This is a genomic window from Streptomyces polygonati, from assembly GCF_042650325.1.
Lineage (GTDB): Bacteria > Actinomycetota > Actinomycetes > Streptomycetales > Streptomycetaceae > Actinacidiphila > Actinacidiphila polygonati.
The window spans coordinates 1-14,762 of record NZ_JBHSBB010000016.1 but is presented as its reverse complement, the minus strand read 5'-3'; the positions used below and the strand labels follow the sequence as shown (position 1 = coordinate 14,762).

The following is a 14,762-nucleotide window of genomic DNA, read 5'->3' as shown; positions in this document are numbered from 1 at the left end:
CCCATTTCGGACACGCCGCACCAGGCATCCCGCACACCCGGTATCGATCATCAGCAGGCTCCCAGCACCGGTACAGCTTACGTCGGGCCATCCCCCGGCGTACGCGGGGGGCGTGACCGGTAGGACAGGTCCGTGACCGGTCGGACCGGTCGGACCGGTCACGACAACGCACAACACACGACCCCCGCCGGATCATCCGGCGGGGGTCGCCCATCATGCCCTGGAATTGTTGCAGTTCGGTCACTTGCCGCTGTGCGCCTCGTAGGCCTTGATCACGTCGTCGGCCGGGCCGTCCATCAGCAGCTCGCCCTTCTCCAGCCAGATCGCCCGGTCGCAGGTGTCCCGGATGGAGTTGTTGTTGTGGCTGACCAGGAAGACCGTGCCGGCCTCCTTGCGCAGCTCGCGGATGCGCTCCTCCGACCGCCGCTGGAAGGCGCGGTCGCCGGTGGCCAGTGCCTCGTCGATCATCAGCACGTCGTGGTTCTTGGCCGCCGCGATGGAGAAGCGCAGCCGGGCCGCCATACCGGAGGAGTAGGTCCGCATCGGCAGCGAGATGAAGTCGCCCTTCTCGTTGATCCCGGAGAAGTCCACGATGCCCTTGAAGCGGTGGCGCACCTCCTCCTGCGACATGCCCATGGCGAGACCGCCGAGCAGCACGTTGGTGGCACCGGTCAGGTCGTTCATCAGCGCCGCGTTCACGCCCAGCAGCGACGGCTGGCCGTCGGTGTAGATCTTGCCGCTCTCCGTCGGCAGCAGCCCGGCGATCGCCCGCAGGATGGTGGACTTGCCCGAACCGTTGGAGCCGATGATGCCGATCGCCTCGCCGCGGTAGGCGGTGAAGCTGACACCGCGCACCGCGTGCACCCGGCGGACGTTGGGCGAGCCCTTGCGGGACAGCAGCCGGTACAGCGCGGCGGTCGCGGTGCCCCGGCCGGTGCCCGCGCCGTACACCGTGTAGACGATGTGGACGTCGTCCACGATCACAGTGGGCACCCGGGACCCGGAGGCCGGTGTGCTTACCAGGGTCTGCTGCTCAGCCACGGCCATACTGCTCTTCAGCCTTCCAGAAGTAGATGTAGCCGCCGACACCGACCACCAGCGCCCAGCCCACCGCACTCGCCCATACGTGCGGCGGCATCTGCGAGCTGGTGACGCTGTCGATCAGCGCGAAGCGCATCAGGTCGATGTAGACCGCGGCCGGATTGATGTCGAGCAGTATCCGCACATAGCCCGGCGCGCTCGCGGTGAGCTTGTCGATGCTGTACATCACGCCGGACATGTACATCCAGGTGCGCAGCAGGAACGGCATCAGCTGGGCCAGGTCGGTCATCTTGCTGCCGAGCCGGGCCACGATCAGCGCCAGGCCGGTGTTGAACACCCACTGGGTGAGCAGCGCGGGGATGACCAGGAACCACGACATGTCCGGCGTCTCACCGGTCATCAGCACGATCGTGAACAGCACGAACATCGACATCAGCAGCTGCTGGAGCTGCATCAGCGTCAAAGCGATCGGCATCGAGGCGCGCGGGAAGTGCAGCGCCCGGATCAGGCCCAGGTTGCCCGCGATCGCCCGCACCCCGCTCATCACCGAGGACTGGGTGAAGGTGAAGATGAAAACGCCGGTGACCAGGAAGGCGATGAAGTTGTCGATGCCCTTGCTGGTGCCGATCAGCAGACCGAAGATCAGGTAGTAGACGGCCGCGTTGAGCAGCGGGGTCATCACCTGCCACAGCTGGCCCAGCCGTGCCTGGGTGTACTGGGCGGCGGTCCGCGCCTTGGCGAACTCATTGATGAAATGTCGGCGGCCCCACAACTGCCGCGTGTACTCCGCCAGCCCAGGACGGGCGCCACTGACGGAAAGGCCGTACTTGGCCGCAAGTTCGGCGGGGCTGAGGCCGTCATCGGCCGAGGGTGCTGGTGGGGCACCGACGGCGACCGCACCATTGTGCGTTGTCTCGCTCACAGTTGACACTTTCGTCCTCAAGGTGCGCGCCGGGTAGGGGGATTCCCCGGCTGCGCCTGATGCTCTCAGGTCCGAGCTTTTCAGATGATCGGGGGTCGGCCCAGCCGGGTCAACCGCCAGACGGTACGCCAGCGCATCGGGTGACGTTTCCCGCAGGGAGTCGTCAGGCCCTCCCAGAATCCGCCGAGCCAGGCGCGCAGCGCCTTGCCGGACGGCCGGCGCACCAGCGTAAGTGCGAACCATACGCCGAGATAGACCGGAACAAGGAGCCATGGCAGATTGCGACGGGCCAGCCACACCCGGTTACGGGCCACCAGGCGGTGGTAGACGGCGTGCCGGGCCGGTGACGTGGCCGGATGGTGCAGTACGAGGTCGGCCCGATACTCGATGTGCCAGCCGGCGTCAAGAGCCCGCCAGGCCAGATCCGTCTCCTCATGCGCGTAGAAGAACGCGTCCGGCAGCGGGCCCACCTGCCGGAAGACCCTGGTACGCACCGCGCAGGCGCCGCCGAGGAAGGAGGTGACCCGCGAGCTGCGCAGCGGGTCGGAATCGCCCAGCCGCGGCACGTGGCGGCGCTGGGTGGTCCCGGTCGCGGGGTCGACGATCCGGAAGCTGATGATGCCGAGCCTCGGGTCGGCCTCGAAGGCGGCCCTGACGTGCTCAGCGGTCTCCTCCGAGGGCAGCAGGCCGTCGTCGTCCAGGAACATCACCGCCTCCACCTGGGAGCCGCCAGGACCGAACAGTCCGACGCCGACATTGCGGCCGCCGGGGATGCCGAGGTTCTCCGGCAGCTCCACGGTGCGGACGTCCCCGGACAGCGGCGGCAGCGGCGAGCCGTTGCCCACCACCGCGACCTCGACATCGGGGCCCTGCTGCTTGGCCACCGAGTCCAGCAGATCCTGGAGCTCGGCGGGCCGGGTGCCCATGGTGATGATCACCGCGCCGAGTTTCAGCGGTACGTTCACCCCGGCCCTCATTTCAGTCTGCTCGACGCCAGGATGCTGACCAGATGCAGCACCGTCTGCACGACGGCGACGCCGGCCAGCACCGCCACCGCGATCCTGCTGAACAGCAGATCGCCGTGGTAGTAGTCGGCGACCGCGGCCGCCAGGATCAGCAGCGACGCCTCGACGCCGCCGACCAGCCGGTGGAACTTCAGCGCGGACGCGGCCCGGCGGGCCAGCGCCACCCCGGACGAGCGCGGCACATTCGCGCTCTCCTCGGCGGCGGGCAGCCCGCGGCGGGTCCTGGCCACGTCCACCAGGTCCGTCTCGGCCTTGATCAGGATCGCGCCCAGCGCGGCCAGCGTGCCCAGGAACGCCCACTGCCAGCGGATGGACGCGCTGTCGTGGTGGAACACGTCGGCGGCCCGGACGCCGAAGCCGACCAGCAGAGTCGCCTCGGACAGGTAGTGCCCGACCCGGTCCAGATAGACCCCCACGGTGGAGGTCTGCTTCCGCCAGCGGGCCAGCTCGCCGTCCACGCAGTCCAGCAGCAGATAGAGCTGGATCAGCAGGGCACCGAGGATGCCGCCGGCCAGCCCCGGGATCAGCAGCGCGGCGCCGGCCGCCATGCCGGCCACGATCATCAGATACGTGTACTGGTTGGGGCTCAGCGGCGAGTCGATCAGCGCCCGGGTGCAGCGCAGCGAGATCTCCCGCATGTACAGGCGCCCGGCCCAGTGCTCGCCGTTCTTCCGGTCCTTGATGCCACCGGGGTGCACGACCGGGCGCAGTTCAGCTACTGATGGCTTTGGCATAGTCGGCGTATGCGTCCCTGATGTCGGTGGCGGGCAGGTCCAGGTGTTCCAGAATCGTGTAGCGCCCGGGGCGGGTCTGCGGCGCGTAGACCACCGCCTCGACGAACTCCGTCTCGGTGAAGCCGATCTCGGCCGGCAGTACGGGCAGCCCGTGGCGGCGCAGCGTGTCGGCGATCAGCCCGGACTCCTCCCCGGCGCCCCGCAGGTGCATCGCGAAGGCGGCGCCGAGCCCGACCTGCTCGCCGTGCGCCGCGGCGCGCCGCGGGAAGAGCAGGTCCAGCGCGTGGCTGATCTCGTGGCAGGCGCCGGAGGAGGGGCGGGTGTCGCCGCTGATCGACATGGCGATGCCCGACAGCACCAGGCCTTCGGACAAGGTGACCAGGAAGTCGTCGTCACCGATGCCGCCGGGGTGGCGCAGCACCGACTCGCCGGCGCTGCGCGCCATGGCGGCGGCCAGCCCGTCGACCGGCTCGCCGGTCTCGCGGCGGGACAGCTCCCAGTCGGCGATGGCCGACAGATTGGAGACGGCGTCGCCGATGCCGGCCCGGACGTAGCGGGCCGGTGCCTCCCGGATCACATCGAGGTCGATGACCAGCGCCAGCGGGGTGGGGACGCCGTACGAGCCCCGGCCGTTGTCGTTGTCGAGGGTGGACACCGGCGAGCAGATGCCGTCGTGCGACAGATTGGTGGCCACCGCGATCATCGGCAGGCCGACCCGCGCGGCGGCGTACTTGGTGACGTCGATGATCTTGCCGCCGCCCAGGCCGACCACCGCGTCGTAGCGCTTGCCGCGCATCGCGTCGGCCAGCTCGACGGCCGCGTCGATGGTGCCGCCGGGCACCGGATACCAGTCGGCGCCCGGCAGCTCGGGGGCCAGCCGCTCGCGCAGCCTGGCGCCGGAGCCCTCGCTGACCGCGATGGCCAGCTTGCCCGAGGCGGAGATCCGCCGGTCCGCCAGCACCTTCGACAGATCGGCGAGCGCCCCGCCCTTGATGTCGACGACGACCGGCGAGGGAATCAGCCGGGTCAGTACTGGCACGCGATCTCCCGGCCCTTGGCGAGATCGGCCTGGTTGTCGATCTCGACCCAGGGGACCTCGCCGATCGGGACCGCGTCGATGGTGAAGCCGCGGTCGATCAGCTCCTGGTAGCCGTCCTCGTAGTAGAGCTGGGGGTCGCGCTCGTAGGTCGTCCGCAGCGCGTCGGCGAGCGCGGTGGCGGCCTCGGCCTCGATGAGGGTGACGCCGATGTACTCGCCGGCCGCCTCGGCCGGGTCCATCAGTTTGGTGATCCGCCGCACACCCTCGCCGGGCGCGGTGACGACCTTCATCTCCTCGTCGGCGAGCTTCTTCACCGTGTCGAGGGCCAGGATGATCCGGCGCCCCTGACCGCGGGCGGCCAGCAGGGTGCGCTCGACGGAGACCGGGTGCACGGTGTCGCCGTTGGCCAGGATCGCCCCCTGCCGGATCACCTCGCGGGCGCACCACAGGGAGTAGGCGTTGTTCCACTCCTCCGCCTTGGGGTTGTCGATCAGGGTGAGGGTGATGCCGTACCTGGCCTCCAGCGCGGCCTTCCGCTCGTAGACGGCCTCCTTGCGGTATCCGACGACGACCGCGACCTCGGTCAGTCCGATCGCGGCGAAGTTCCCCAGGGTCAGGTCCAGCACGGTGAGGCTGTCCTCGGCGCCCTCCGGGCCGACCGGCACCAGTGCCTTGGGCAGGGTGTCGGTGTAGGGGCGCAGACGCCGTCCGGCGCCGGCCGCCAGCACGAGGCCGATCATGCGGGTTCTCCTGTTTCGTCGTGTACGGCGGGAGCCCCGGAGGACACCCAGAAGCGGATGCTCTCGCTGAGGACCAGCAGCGCCAGCACGGCGGCGAGCACCGTCAGCGCGACCTGGAAACCCGAGCGGTGCCCGAGGGCGGCCGCGAGGACCGTCACCAGCAGCACCCGGCCCTCGTGCCCGCCCGCGGCGCGCACCAAGGCCCGCGGCGGGGTCCCGGCGCCGCCGCGGATGCGGTACACCGTGTCGTAATGATGGTAGGCGACCGCTGCCACCAGCCCGTAAGCGAACGGCAATGATCCGTTCATGTTTGCGGCCGCGAGCGCGAGGACCGTTCCGTATTCGGCCGCCCGGAAGGCCGGCGGCACCAGCCAGTCCAGGGCGCCCTTGAGCGGACGGGCCACCGCGAGCCCCGAGGTGACGACGTAGCAGGCGGCGGCGAGCACCGGCCAGCCGCTGCCGTCCGGGGCGAGCGCGGCGGTGGCGGTCACCGCGGCGGCGCCGGCCAGGGCGAGCGCGGGCGGCGCGAAGGCGGGCAGCCGCCGGGCCGCGGGGGCGGCGGCGCGGGCCACCGCTTCCGCCAGGAAGCCGCTGTCCGCCAGGTCGGCCAGCGCCAGCGCGGCGCGGTCGGTGCGGCGCGCCTTCCTGGTCAGGGACCGCAGCACCCGGCCGGCGGTGGTGTAGCAGGCGGCCAGCCCGCAGCCGACGAGCAGGACGACGAAGGTGGTCCGCGGTGTGCCGGCCGCGGTGAGCACCGCGATCAGCGCCCAGCGTTCGCCGATCGGCAGCACGATCATCCGGCGCACCCACACCGTCCAGCCCACGCTGTCCAGCCGCCCGGAAAGGGCCGCGGTGGGGCTGGTGTTGGCCTCGGCGTCGTGGTTGGCCTCGTTGAAGGCGAAGTCCACCACATGGCGGCAGGTCTGCAGCGTCATCGCGCCCAGCGCCAGCGCCCATACGTCGTCGCCGTGGCGGGAGGCGCCGAGCGCGAGCCCGGCGTAGAAGGCGTACTCCTTGACCCGGTCGAAGGTGGCGTCCAGCCAGGCGCCGAGGGTGGAGTACTTGAGCGCGTAGCGGGCCAACTGCCCGTCGGCGCAGTCCAGTACGAAGGAGGCGAGCAGCAGCGCACCGGCCGCGATGTAGCCGGCGCGGGTGCCGGTGGCCGCGCTCGCGGCGGCGATCAGCGCCACCACCAGTGAGGCGGTGGTCACCTGATTGGGCGTCAGGCCGCGGCGGGCGCACCAGCGGGCCAGATAGCGCGAGTACGGGCTGATGAAGTGGGTGGTGAAGAAGCCGTCCCGGGACTTCACCGCGCTGCGCAGCCGGACGGCCTCCTCGTCCACCGCGCCGATCGCCGCGACGACCGCCGCCCGTCCTGCCTCGTCCGCGGGTACGGCGGCGACGAGGACGCCCAGCTCGGGGCGGTGCGGGGCGGCGGCGCCGGTGTCCAGGGCGGCGGCGAGCCGGTCGGGGAGGGTGTCGGCGGCGAGTGCGGGCGCGGCGCCGGGGCCGGTGTGCGAGAGCAGGGCGCCGGCGACGGTGCCGTTCGGGAGGGCGCTTTCCCGCTTCGGGGCGGCCGTCGCGGCCGGCGGCTCATGGCCGGAAAGCGACGTCCGCCCGGCCGGGTGGCGCGCGGCCGACTCCAGGGCGTCGGCCAGCGCGGGGCGGGCCGGCGGCTGGACGGACAGCGCGCCCGGGATAGCGGCGGCGTCGAAGCGGGGGTCGGTCAGCGCCAGGCGCAGCGCGTGCCGGTGGCCGAGGAAGCGCGGGTCCACCACGGCCACCCGGTCGGCGGCGGGTACGGCGGCGAGCCGCGCGGCGGCCTGCGTCGCGGTCGCCGCCTCGACCACCTGGAACCCGAGCGCCCGCAGGTCGTCCGCCAACGGCGACGGCGCCCCGGTGGCGGGGCCGGTCAGGATTGCGGTCGGCAGCGGAACCCACTCCCTCGAGGCGTGCGGAGGCGTAGCCTGGACGGTCCGGCGGCGCCGCCGGGCCAGGCACGATCGCGAGGCTATCGGATACCCGATGACCCCAGTTCATCGCGCGTTCGCCGGGACGTCGCACATCCGATGCGATCGTCTGATCGTCGACAGGACGCGACAGACCGCAGCCCGCCTCGCCCGCTCCCTCGTACGGGTGAGGCCCACACCGCCCGACTACCCCCTCGGCGTGCCTTATCACCGCAGGTCACCGCACATGACAACGGTCTCCAGTACCGGCTTGCCCACGATGCGTGACCGGTGTTGACTGGCCGCCGCGGCGACCGGCCGCACGGGAGCCGGAGACACCGAGGCCGGACCCACCGAAATGGGGCCGCGGCGGCGGGAACGTACCCGACAGGGCGGACCGCAGCAGATCGGGGCGGGTCGGGGCACGGTCGGGCCGGAGCCGAGTCGGGGTCGGGTCGGGCCGGTCGTGGCCGGAAACGAGCGGCCGGGCCCGGGACAGGACGGACCCGGCCGGAGCGGTACGGACGAGCCGGCCGGACAGAAGGACTACGGACCGGGACGCCGGGACCGGGGCGGACCGAGCGGAAGGAGACCGCGTCCATGGGGGCAGGGCACAGCCACGGCCACGGACCGGCCGGCGCCACACACCCGGCCGGGACGGCGGGAGCGGCGTACCGCGGCAGGCTGCGGATCGCGCTCGCCATCACCCTGCTGGTGCTGGCCACCGAGGTGGCCGGAAGCCTGGTGACCGGCTCGCTGGCGCTGCTCGCGGACGCCGGCCACATCGCCACCGACGCGGCCGGCCTGGCCATGGCCCTGGTCGCCATCCACTTCGCCGCCCGGCCGCCGAGCGAACGCCGCACCTTCGGCTACGCCCGCGCCGAGATCCTGGCCGCGGTGGGGAACGCGGTGCTGCTCTTCGGCGTCGGGGGGTTCATCTTCTACGAGGGCGTGCGGCGGCTGATCACCCCGCACACGATCCACGGCCAGGCCACCGTCGTCTTCGGCCTGATCGGCCTGGTGGCCAATTCGGTGTCCCTGGTCATCCTGCTGCGCGGCCAGCGGGAGAGCCTGAACGTCCGCGCCGCCTTCCTGGAGGTGATGGCGGACGCCTTCGGCTCGCTCGCGGTGGTGGTGGCCGCGGTGATCTTCCTGACCACCGGGTGGCGGCAGGCGGACGCGGTGGCGTCGCTGCTCATCGGGGCGCTGATCGTGCCGCGCACCTGGCGGCTGCTGCGCGAGGCGGTGGACATCCTGCTGGAGGCGGCGCCCAAGGGCGTCGACATGGGCCAGGTACGCCGGCACATCGAGGAGCTCAAAGGGGTGGAGGGCCTGCACGACCTGCATGTCTGGACGATCACCTCGGGGCTGCCGGTGCTGTCGGCGCATGTCGTGGTCAGCCAGGACGTACTGGAGGCGGTGGGCTACGAGAAAATACTGCATGATCTTCAGGGCTGCCTCGGCACCCACTTCGACGTCGAACACTGCACCTTCCAGCTGGAGCCGGTCGGCCACGCGGAGCACGAGGCCCGGCTCTGCCACTGAGCCGGGCCGCTGGTGGAGCGCCGCCCGGCGGGCCGCGCTCCGCACCGCACCCCCACCGCACCCGCCGTGCCCCCGAGCGCCGAGGGGCCGGGCGGTGCGGGCGCGGGAGCAGCCCCCGGGGTGAGGCAGACTAAGGTCTTGTCGTCGAACGCGAAGGATGGACATGCCCACCACTCCTGCCACCGGCCGACCCGGCGCTGTCTCCGTGCCGCCGTCCCCGAACGGGGTAGCGGAACCGATCATGCTGGAACTCGTCGACGAGAACGGCGTGACCATCGGCACGGCGGAGAAGCTGTCGGCGCATCTGGCGCCCGGCCGGCTGCACCGCGCGTTCTCGGTCTTCCTGTTCGACGACGAGGGCCGGCTGCTGCTCCAGCGCAGGGCGCTGGGCAAATACCACTCCCCCGGTGTGTGGTCCAACACCTGCTGCGGGCACCCGTACCCCGGTGAGCAGCCCTTCGTGGCCGCGGCCCGCCGCACCGCCGAGGAACTCGGCATCGCCCCGGCGCTGATGCGCGAGGCGGGCACGGTCCGCTACAACCACCCGGACCCGGCGTCCGGGCTCGTGGAGCAGGAGTACAACCACCTCTTCGTCGGTCTGGTGCGCGGCGAGCTGCGGCCGGACCCGGCGGAGATCGACGAGACGGCCCTGGTCGGCCCGCAGGCACTGGCCCGGCTGCGCTCGGACGGTCCGTTCTCGGCCTGGTTCCAGACCGTGCTGGACGCGGCGCTGCCCACGGTGCGCGAGGTGACCGGCGGTACGGGCGGCTGGTGAGGCCGCCCCGCCGGACGGTCCGCTGCGGCGGTCAGTCCGCTTCGGCCGCGCGCAGCGGCAGGGTCGCCCAGATCACCTTGCCGCCGCTCGCGGTCGGCGTGCTGTCGCAGGAGCCGCCGGCCTCGTCGGTGACGCTCTTGACCAGCAGCAGCCCGCGTCCGCCGGTACGGGCGTGGTCCGCCGCCAGCGCCTTGGGCCGGTAAGGGTGGTTGTCCTCGACGGCGACCCTGATCCAGCGCTCGCCGACCGTGAGCTCCACCGAGATCCGCGGTGACAGGACCGCGGCGTGCTTGACGGCGTTGGTGACGAGTTCGGAGACGATCAGCAGCAGTCCGTACCGCAGATCCGCGTCCAAGGGCACACCCAGATCGGCGATGAGTTCGCGTACGGAGTGCCGGATCTGAGGTACGGACGCGTCGATCGCCGGGGCCGTGAACCGGAACACCCCCTCGTACGGTCTCGCAGCCGGAGCCTGATCTGGCGGAACGCTCCCGCGGACCTCCATGACCGCACCCACCATCGCTTTCACCTCGCTGTTTCCCCGCGTCCCCTGCCGGCAGTCCGGCAGCTTCCGCCTCACGGGTAGGAGTGTCTGCGTCCGCCGCGGGTGCACGTGCGGGAAACCGTAAGTCCGCACCTTTCCGCGAGATTCGACCGCCGCCGACCGTTTCCGCCGCCGTGGTGACCGATTCCGGCGCCGCGCGGTCCGGATAGGATCACGGCCCGACCCGTCCCCGGGGGCCGGACCCGTGGGGCGGGACGGCACAGCGGCCCAAGGAGTCACCATGCCCCCGCCAGACCCCGATCCCGGCTCTGATGCCGGCCCCGGGCTGCTGGTCGCCGTCCAGGACGGCACCGCGACCGTCACCATCAGCAATCCCGCCCGGCGCAACGCCATGACGCTGGGCATGTGGGCAGCGCTGCCCCGGCTGCTGGCGCCGCTGGCCGCCGATCCGCGGGTACGGACGCTGGTGCTGACCGGCGCGGGAGAGACCTTCTGCGCGGGCGCCGACATCAACGACCTGGCGGCGCCGCGGGGCGCCCGGGACACCCAGGAAGCGGCGGCCGCGGCCGAAGAGGCGCTGGCCGCCTTCCCGAAGCCGACCCTGGCGGTGGTGCGCGGCTTCTGTGTGGGCGGCGGCTGCCAGCTCGCGGTCGCCTGCGATCTGCGGTTCGCGGCGCGGGGCGCGCGCTTCGGGGTGACGCCGGCCCGGCTGGGCATCGTCTACCCGGCGGCCGCCACCCGCCGGCTGACCGGGCTGACCGGTCCTTCGACCGCCAAGCACCTGCTGTTCTCGGCCGAGCTGATCGACGACGAGCGGGCGCTGCGCACCGGCCTGGTGGACGAGCTGCTGGCGCCCGACGCGCTGGAGCGGCGGGTCCGCGACTACACCGCCCTGCTCGCGGCCCGCTCGCAGCTCACCCAGGCCGCCGCCAAGGAGTTCGCCGCCGGACCGCCGGACGCGGCCCGGCTGGCCTACTGGGCGGCGCAGGCCGGGAGCAGCGGCGACACCGCCGAGGGCACCGCGGCGTTCCTGGAGCGCCGGGAGCCGCGTTTCACCTGGTCGCCCGGGGCCGGCTGACAGCGCCGGGGGTCCGGACCGTACGACAGCTCCCGCACGGGCCCCGGCTGCCCGGCGCTGTCAGTCGGCCTCCGACGCCCCCACCGTCTCCGACACCGGCACCCCGGCCGGCATCGCCGGATGGCGGCCGAGCAGGACGACGCCGAACACGATGGCGGCCAGACCGAGCGCCTGCCAGGTCAGCGCGCCCGTGGTGAGCCGGATGCGGTCGCCCAGGAAACCGATGCCGCAGGCGATGCCGGCCAGCGGCTGGGCCGCGGTGAGCGAGGGCAGCGACATCCGCAGCGGGGCCATCTCGAAGGCGCTCTGCACCAGCAGGATGCCGGTCAGCCCGATGACGCCGACGCCGTAGGGCTGCCAGTGGGTGAAGAGGTTCGCCGTGCCCTCGTCCTGGACGATCTCGCCGCAGACCCGGGTGAGCGCGTCCTGGAGGCCGTAGATCAGCCCGGCGGCCAGTGCCACCAGGGCCGCTTTCGCGGACGGCCTGAGTCTTCGGGCCTGGAGGGTGAGCAGGACGGCCAGCCCGGCGACGATGCCGAAGACCAGCCAGTGCCGCAGTGGTCCGGCCTCGTTGGGGCCGCTGTGCGGCCGGCCCGCGACGATGAAGGCGGTCACGCCGAGCGCCAGCAGCCCGACCCCGCTCCAGCCGCTCCAGCTGAGCGGCTGCCGGGTGAGCCAGCGGGACAGGGCCATCGCGAACAGCAGATTGGTGGCGGTCAGCGGCTCGACCAGGGTGACCTCGCCGTAGGCGAGCGCGACCGCGCCCAGCGCCTGGCCGCAGATCATCAGGAAGAGGCCGACCAGCCAGTCCGGCATCCGGACCAGGTCCAGCAGCAGCCGGAAGGACAGGAAGTCGGAGATGGGCGCGCGGGCCGCCGCGCGCTGCTGCAGCACGAATCCCAGTCCGAGGCAGCAGGCGGCACCCACCGCGAGCAGGAACACGGCCACGCGGTCACTGTAACGCCCGATTCGTCCGGACCGGGTGGTTCGGCGCGGAGCGTCCAGCACCGTCCAGCAGGCGTAATGTCGCGCGCCGCCGACTACTTGCGGGTGTCGGAACAGCCCTCGCGGGAGTGGGCCAGGCGGGTGCGGGTGACGCAAAGCACACCGCCCGTGTGTGTCCGGGACATTGCCGCCCGGTCCCGGCCGGGCCGGCCCCGCCGCGCGGCACGGCCTTCCCGAGGTGCCGTCAGGGACCGGCCGCCGGGACCGTCTCGGCGCTGTCCCACACGGTGAGGAAGGCCAGCCGCAGGCAGGCGGCGAGCGCCGGATGCTCGATGTAGAGCGCGGTGGTGGCACCGGTGCCCGCCACCGGGTCGGGCATGTCGCACAGCACCAGGGACGCGTCGGCGACCACCAGTTTCAGCGGCAGCCGGGCGGCGAAGCGGCTCTCCTCCCCCGCGGCGCCGAATCTGCGCACGTTCTCCAGGACGTCGAGGTCGTCCAGCGCCTCATGGGTGTAGATCGCCCGGACCGAGCCGCCGGCCCGGCGCAGCCGGCGTACCGCCTTGATGCCGGGGGTGTTCAGCGCCCCGGCGACGAAGGGCGGTTTGCAGAAACTGAGCAGCTCGCTGCGGGCCTGCGCCTGGATGTCGGTGAAGGCCTCGGCGATGGACTTCGGGTCGCGCAGGATCTCCACGTAGTCCAGCGGGACGGTCTGGGTGCGGCCGTCGGCCCAGACCGGGACCAGGGCGGCGGTGAGCGCGGACGAGACCCGGTCCAGGCGCTCCAGCTCCTCGCGCTGGAGGGTCATCAGCCGGGCCACCGCGAGTTCCGGGGCGATCGCGGAGAAGGTCGCGACCCGGCCGGGGTGAGCGGTGGCGAGCCGGCGGCGGACCAGCGCGTCGAGCACGTCGTAGACCCGCTGCCGGGGGACGTCGGCCTCGCGGGCCACTTCCGCCGCCGTATACGACTCGCGGCGCACCAGAGCGAGGTAGACCCGTGCCTCGTAACGCGCCAGGCCCAGTGCGACGAGATCGCCGACCGGGCCCTCCTCGGTCTCCATGGCGCATCAAGGTATACGGCGGACGTCGAACGGCGGAAGGCGAGGCGCCGCGGTGAGCGGTGGATCGCGCCACAGGCCCGTTGGCTCTACGCGCGGAGAACTATGGCCAACCCAAGGGCAATCCTTTACCAAGACCCGGTGGTCCCATGGGCCGCGGCTCACTACCTTCAGTCCGGTCACCACTCAACGGGGTGGCAGTTAGCAGCAGTTGGCAGTCGTTGACAGCCAGATCACCAGTGCACGTGCGCCACGAGAAGTCCCAGGCGATGCCGTACCACCGTGATCGGTTGTCACGGGTCATACGACCTTGATCGGTTGTCATGATCCTGACATATTCGACCGCCGGTGCGGACGCCCTCGGGAGCCGATCCCCCCATGGAGGGCAGTTACCTTGCAGTCGATGAGTCCCGGCCGGATCAGAACGGCCGCCCGCCGCGCCATGCTCGCGATCGTCGCGACCGGCGCCCTGGTGACCGGTGGCCTGGTGGCCACCGCGGCACCTTCCGTCGCCGCCGCGCCCGCGGCCGGCCACGCCTCGCAGCAGGCCGCCGCCCACACCACCACGAAGGCGGCCACCGCCGCCGGTGGTTCGGCCGCCCCCGCCGCTTCCGCGGTACCGACCCAGCGCCTGTGCGCCGCCGCCAAGCCGGGCTTCATGTCCTGCCTGGCGCTCGCCCGCACCGATGTCGCGCACCACCTCGGGATCAGCCCGAACGCCACCCCGTCCGGCTACGGCCCCACCGACCTGCAGAGCGCCTACGCGCTGCCGTCCGGCGCCGGCGCGGGCGCCACGGTGGCCCTGGTGGACGCCCAGGACGACCCCAACGCCGCGGCCGACCTGTCCACGTACCGCAGCCAGTACGGACTGCCGGCCTGCACCACGGCCAACGGCTGCTTCAAGAAGGTCAGCCAGACCGGCTCGACCACCTCGCTGCCGAGCCCGGACTCCGGCTGGGCCGGTGAGATCTCGCTCGACCTGGACATGGTCAGCGCGGTCTGCCCGCAGTGCCACATCCTGCTCGTCGAGGCCTCCTCCGCGAGCATGGACGACCTGGGCACCGCGGTGAACGAGGCCGTCAGCCTGGGCGCGAAGTACGTCTCCAACAGCTACGGCGGCGACGAGGACTCCAGCGACACCTCCGCCGACTCCTCGTACTTCAACCACCCGGGCGTCGCCATCACCGTCAGCGCCGGCGACGAGGGCTACGGTCCCGAGTACCCGGCGGCCTCCAAGTACGTCACCTCGGTCGGCGGCACCGCGCTGACCCGCTCCAGCGGCACCTCCCGCGGCTGGACCGAGTCGGTCTGGCACACCTCCAGCACCGAGGGCACCGGTTCGGGCTGCTCGGCCTACGACGCCAAGCCCACCTGGCAGACCGACACCGGCTGCGCCAAGCGGACCAT

Annotated in this window: 14 protein-coding genes; 4 read left to right on the top strand and 10 right to left on the bottom strand. The window is 72.2% G+C overall.

Going from position 1 to position 14,762, the window contains the following annotated elements:
* Nucleotides 1-240: 240 nt before the first annotated feature.
* The 7 genes from ACFO3J_RS24700 to ACFO3J_RS24670 all read right to left on the bottom strand — a co-directional run bounded on the left by ACFO3J_RS24700 (nucleotide 241) and on the right by ACFO3J_RS24670 (nucleotide 7,384).
* On the bottom strand, nucleotides 241-1,047 hold the full coding sequence (locus ACFO3J_RS24700; RefSeq protein WP_386433229.1) for an ABC transporter ATP-binding protein: 807 nt from the start codon (nucleotides 1,045-1,047) through the stop codon (nucleotides 241-243).
* Nucleotides 1,034-1,963 (bottom strand): ABC transporter permease, encoded by a 930-nt coding sequence (locus ACFO3J_RS24695; RefSeq protein ID WP_386433226.1) that lies wholly within the window; start codon nucleotides 1,961-1,963, stop codon nucleotides 1,034-1,036. Before ACFO3J_RS24695 ends, ACFO3J_RS24700 begins: the two co-directional genes overlap by 14 nt.
* Before the next feature lie 80 nt (nucleotides 1,964-2,043).
* Nucleotides 2,044-2,916, bottom strand: a complete 873-nt coding sequence (locus ACFO3J_RS24690) for a glycosyltransferase family 2 protein (protein WP_386433429.1) — start codon at nucleotides 2,914-2,916, stop codon at nucleotides 2,044-2,046.
* Between the two features lie 20 nt (nucleotides 2,917-2,936).
* Nucleotides 2,937-3,722, bottom strand: coding sequence for a CDP-alcohol phosphatidyltransferase family protein (locus tag ACFO3J_RS24685; protein WP_386433223.1), 786 nt, complete (start codon nucleotides 3,720-3,722; stop codon nucleotides 2,937-2,939).
* Nucleotides 3,700-4,761: an iron-containing alcohol dehydrogenase family protein gene (locus ACFO3J_RS24680; protein WP_386433220.1), complete on the bottom strand. Its 1,062-nt coding sequence runs from the start codon at nucleotides 4,759-4,761 to the stop codon at nucleotides 3,700-3,702. Before ACFO3J_RS24680 ends, ACFO3J_RS24685 begins: the two co-directional genes overlap by 23 nt.
* Complete coding sequence (locus tag ACFO3J_RS24675) at nucleotides 4,749-5,501, bottom strand: phosphocholine cytidylyltransferase family protein (RefSeq protein WP_386433217.1); 753 nt, start codon at nucleotides 5,499-5,501, stop codon at nucleotides 4,749-4,751. The genes ACFO3J_RS24680 and ACFO3J_RS24675 overlap by 13 nt, the downstream gene beginning before the upstream one ends.
* Nucleotides 5,498-7,384: a DUF5941 domain-containing protein gene (locus ACFO3J_RS24670; protein ID WP_449343652.1), complete on the bottom strand. Its 1,887-nt coding sequence runs from the start codon at nucleotides 7,382-7,384 to the stop codon at nucleotides 5,498-5,500. The genes ACFO3J_RS24675 and ACFO3J_RS24670 overlap by 4 nt, the downstream gene beginning before the upstream one ends.
* Nucleotides 7,385-8,050: 666 nt before the next feature.
* On the opposite strand from ACFO3J_RS24670, the gene ACFO3J_RS24665 reads away from it, so the two are divergent.
* Both ACFO3J_RS24665 and idi read left to right on the top strand, forming a co-directional pair.
* Nucleotides 8,051-8,995 carry a cation diffusion facilitator family transporter gene (locus ACFO3J_RS24665; RefSeq protein WP_386433214.1) on the top strand — a complete coding sequence of 315 codons (945 nt, stop codon included), beginning with the start codon at nucleotides 8,051-8,053 and terminating at the stop codon, nucleotides 8,993-8,995.
* Between the two features lie 163 nt (nucleotides 8,996-9,158).
* Nucleotides 9,159-9,770 (top strand): isopentenyl-diphosphate Delta-isomerase, encoded by a 612-nt coding sequence (gene idi, locus ACFO3J_RS24660; protein ID WP_386433211.1) that lies wholly within the window; start codon nucleotides 9,159-9,161, stop codon nucleotides 9,768-9,770.
* Between the two features lie 31 nt (nucleotides 9,771-9,801).
* Here idi and ACFO3J_RS24655 read toward each other — a convergent pair whose 3' ends face one another.
* Nucleotides 9,802-10,275 (bottom strand): ATP-binding protein, encoded by a 474-nt coding sequence (locus tag ACFO3J_RS24655; protein WP_386433423.1) that lies wholly within the window; start codon nucleotides 10,273-10,275, stop codon nucleotides 9,802-9,804.
* Nucleotides 10,276-10,555: 280 nt separating this feature from the next.
* Here ACFO3J_RS24655 and ACFO3J_RS24650 point away from each other — a divergent pair, with 280 nt between their 5' ends.
* Nucleotides 10,556-11,353, top strand: a complete 798-nt coding sequence (locus tag ACFO3J_RS24650; RefSeq protein WP_386433208.1) for an enoyl-CoA hydratase-related protein — start codon at nucleotides 10,556-10,558, stop codon at nucleotides 11,351-11,353.
* 60 nt (nucleotides 11,354-11,413) lie between these two features.
* Here the strand turns inward: ACFO3J_RS24650 and ACFO3J_RS24645 are convergent, their stop codons facing one another.
* Together ACFO3J_RS24645 and ACFO3J_RS24640 are read right to left on the bottom strand one after the other, a co-directional pair.
* Nucleotides 11,414-12,301 (bottom strand): DMT family transporter, encoded by an 888-nt coding sequence (locus tag ACFO3J_RS24645; protein ID WP_386433205.1) that lies wholly within the window; start codon nucleotides 12,299-12,301, stop codon nucleotides 11,414-11,416.
* A gap of 241 nt (nucleotides 12,302-12,542) precedes the next feature.
* Nucleotides 12,543-13,358 carry a TrmB family transcriptional regulator gene (locus tag ACFO3J_RS24640; RefSeq protein WP_386433203.1) on the bottom strand — a complete coding sequence of 272 codons (816 nt, stop codon included), beginning with the start codon at nucleotides 13,356-13,358 and terminating at the stop codon, nucleotides 12,543-12,545.
* 400 nt (nucleotides 13,359-13,758) lie between these two features.
* On the opposite strand from ACFO3J_RS24640, the gene ACFO3J_RS24635 reads away from it, so the two are divergent.
* On the top strand, nucleotides 13,759-14,762 hold a 1,004-nt coding region (locus tag ACFO3J_RS24635; protein ID WP_386433200.1), incomplete at its 3' end, for a S53 family peptidase.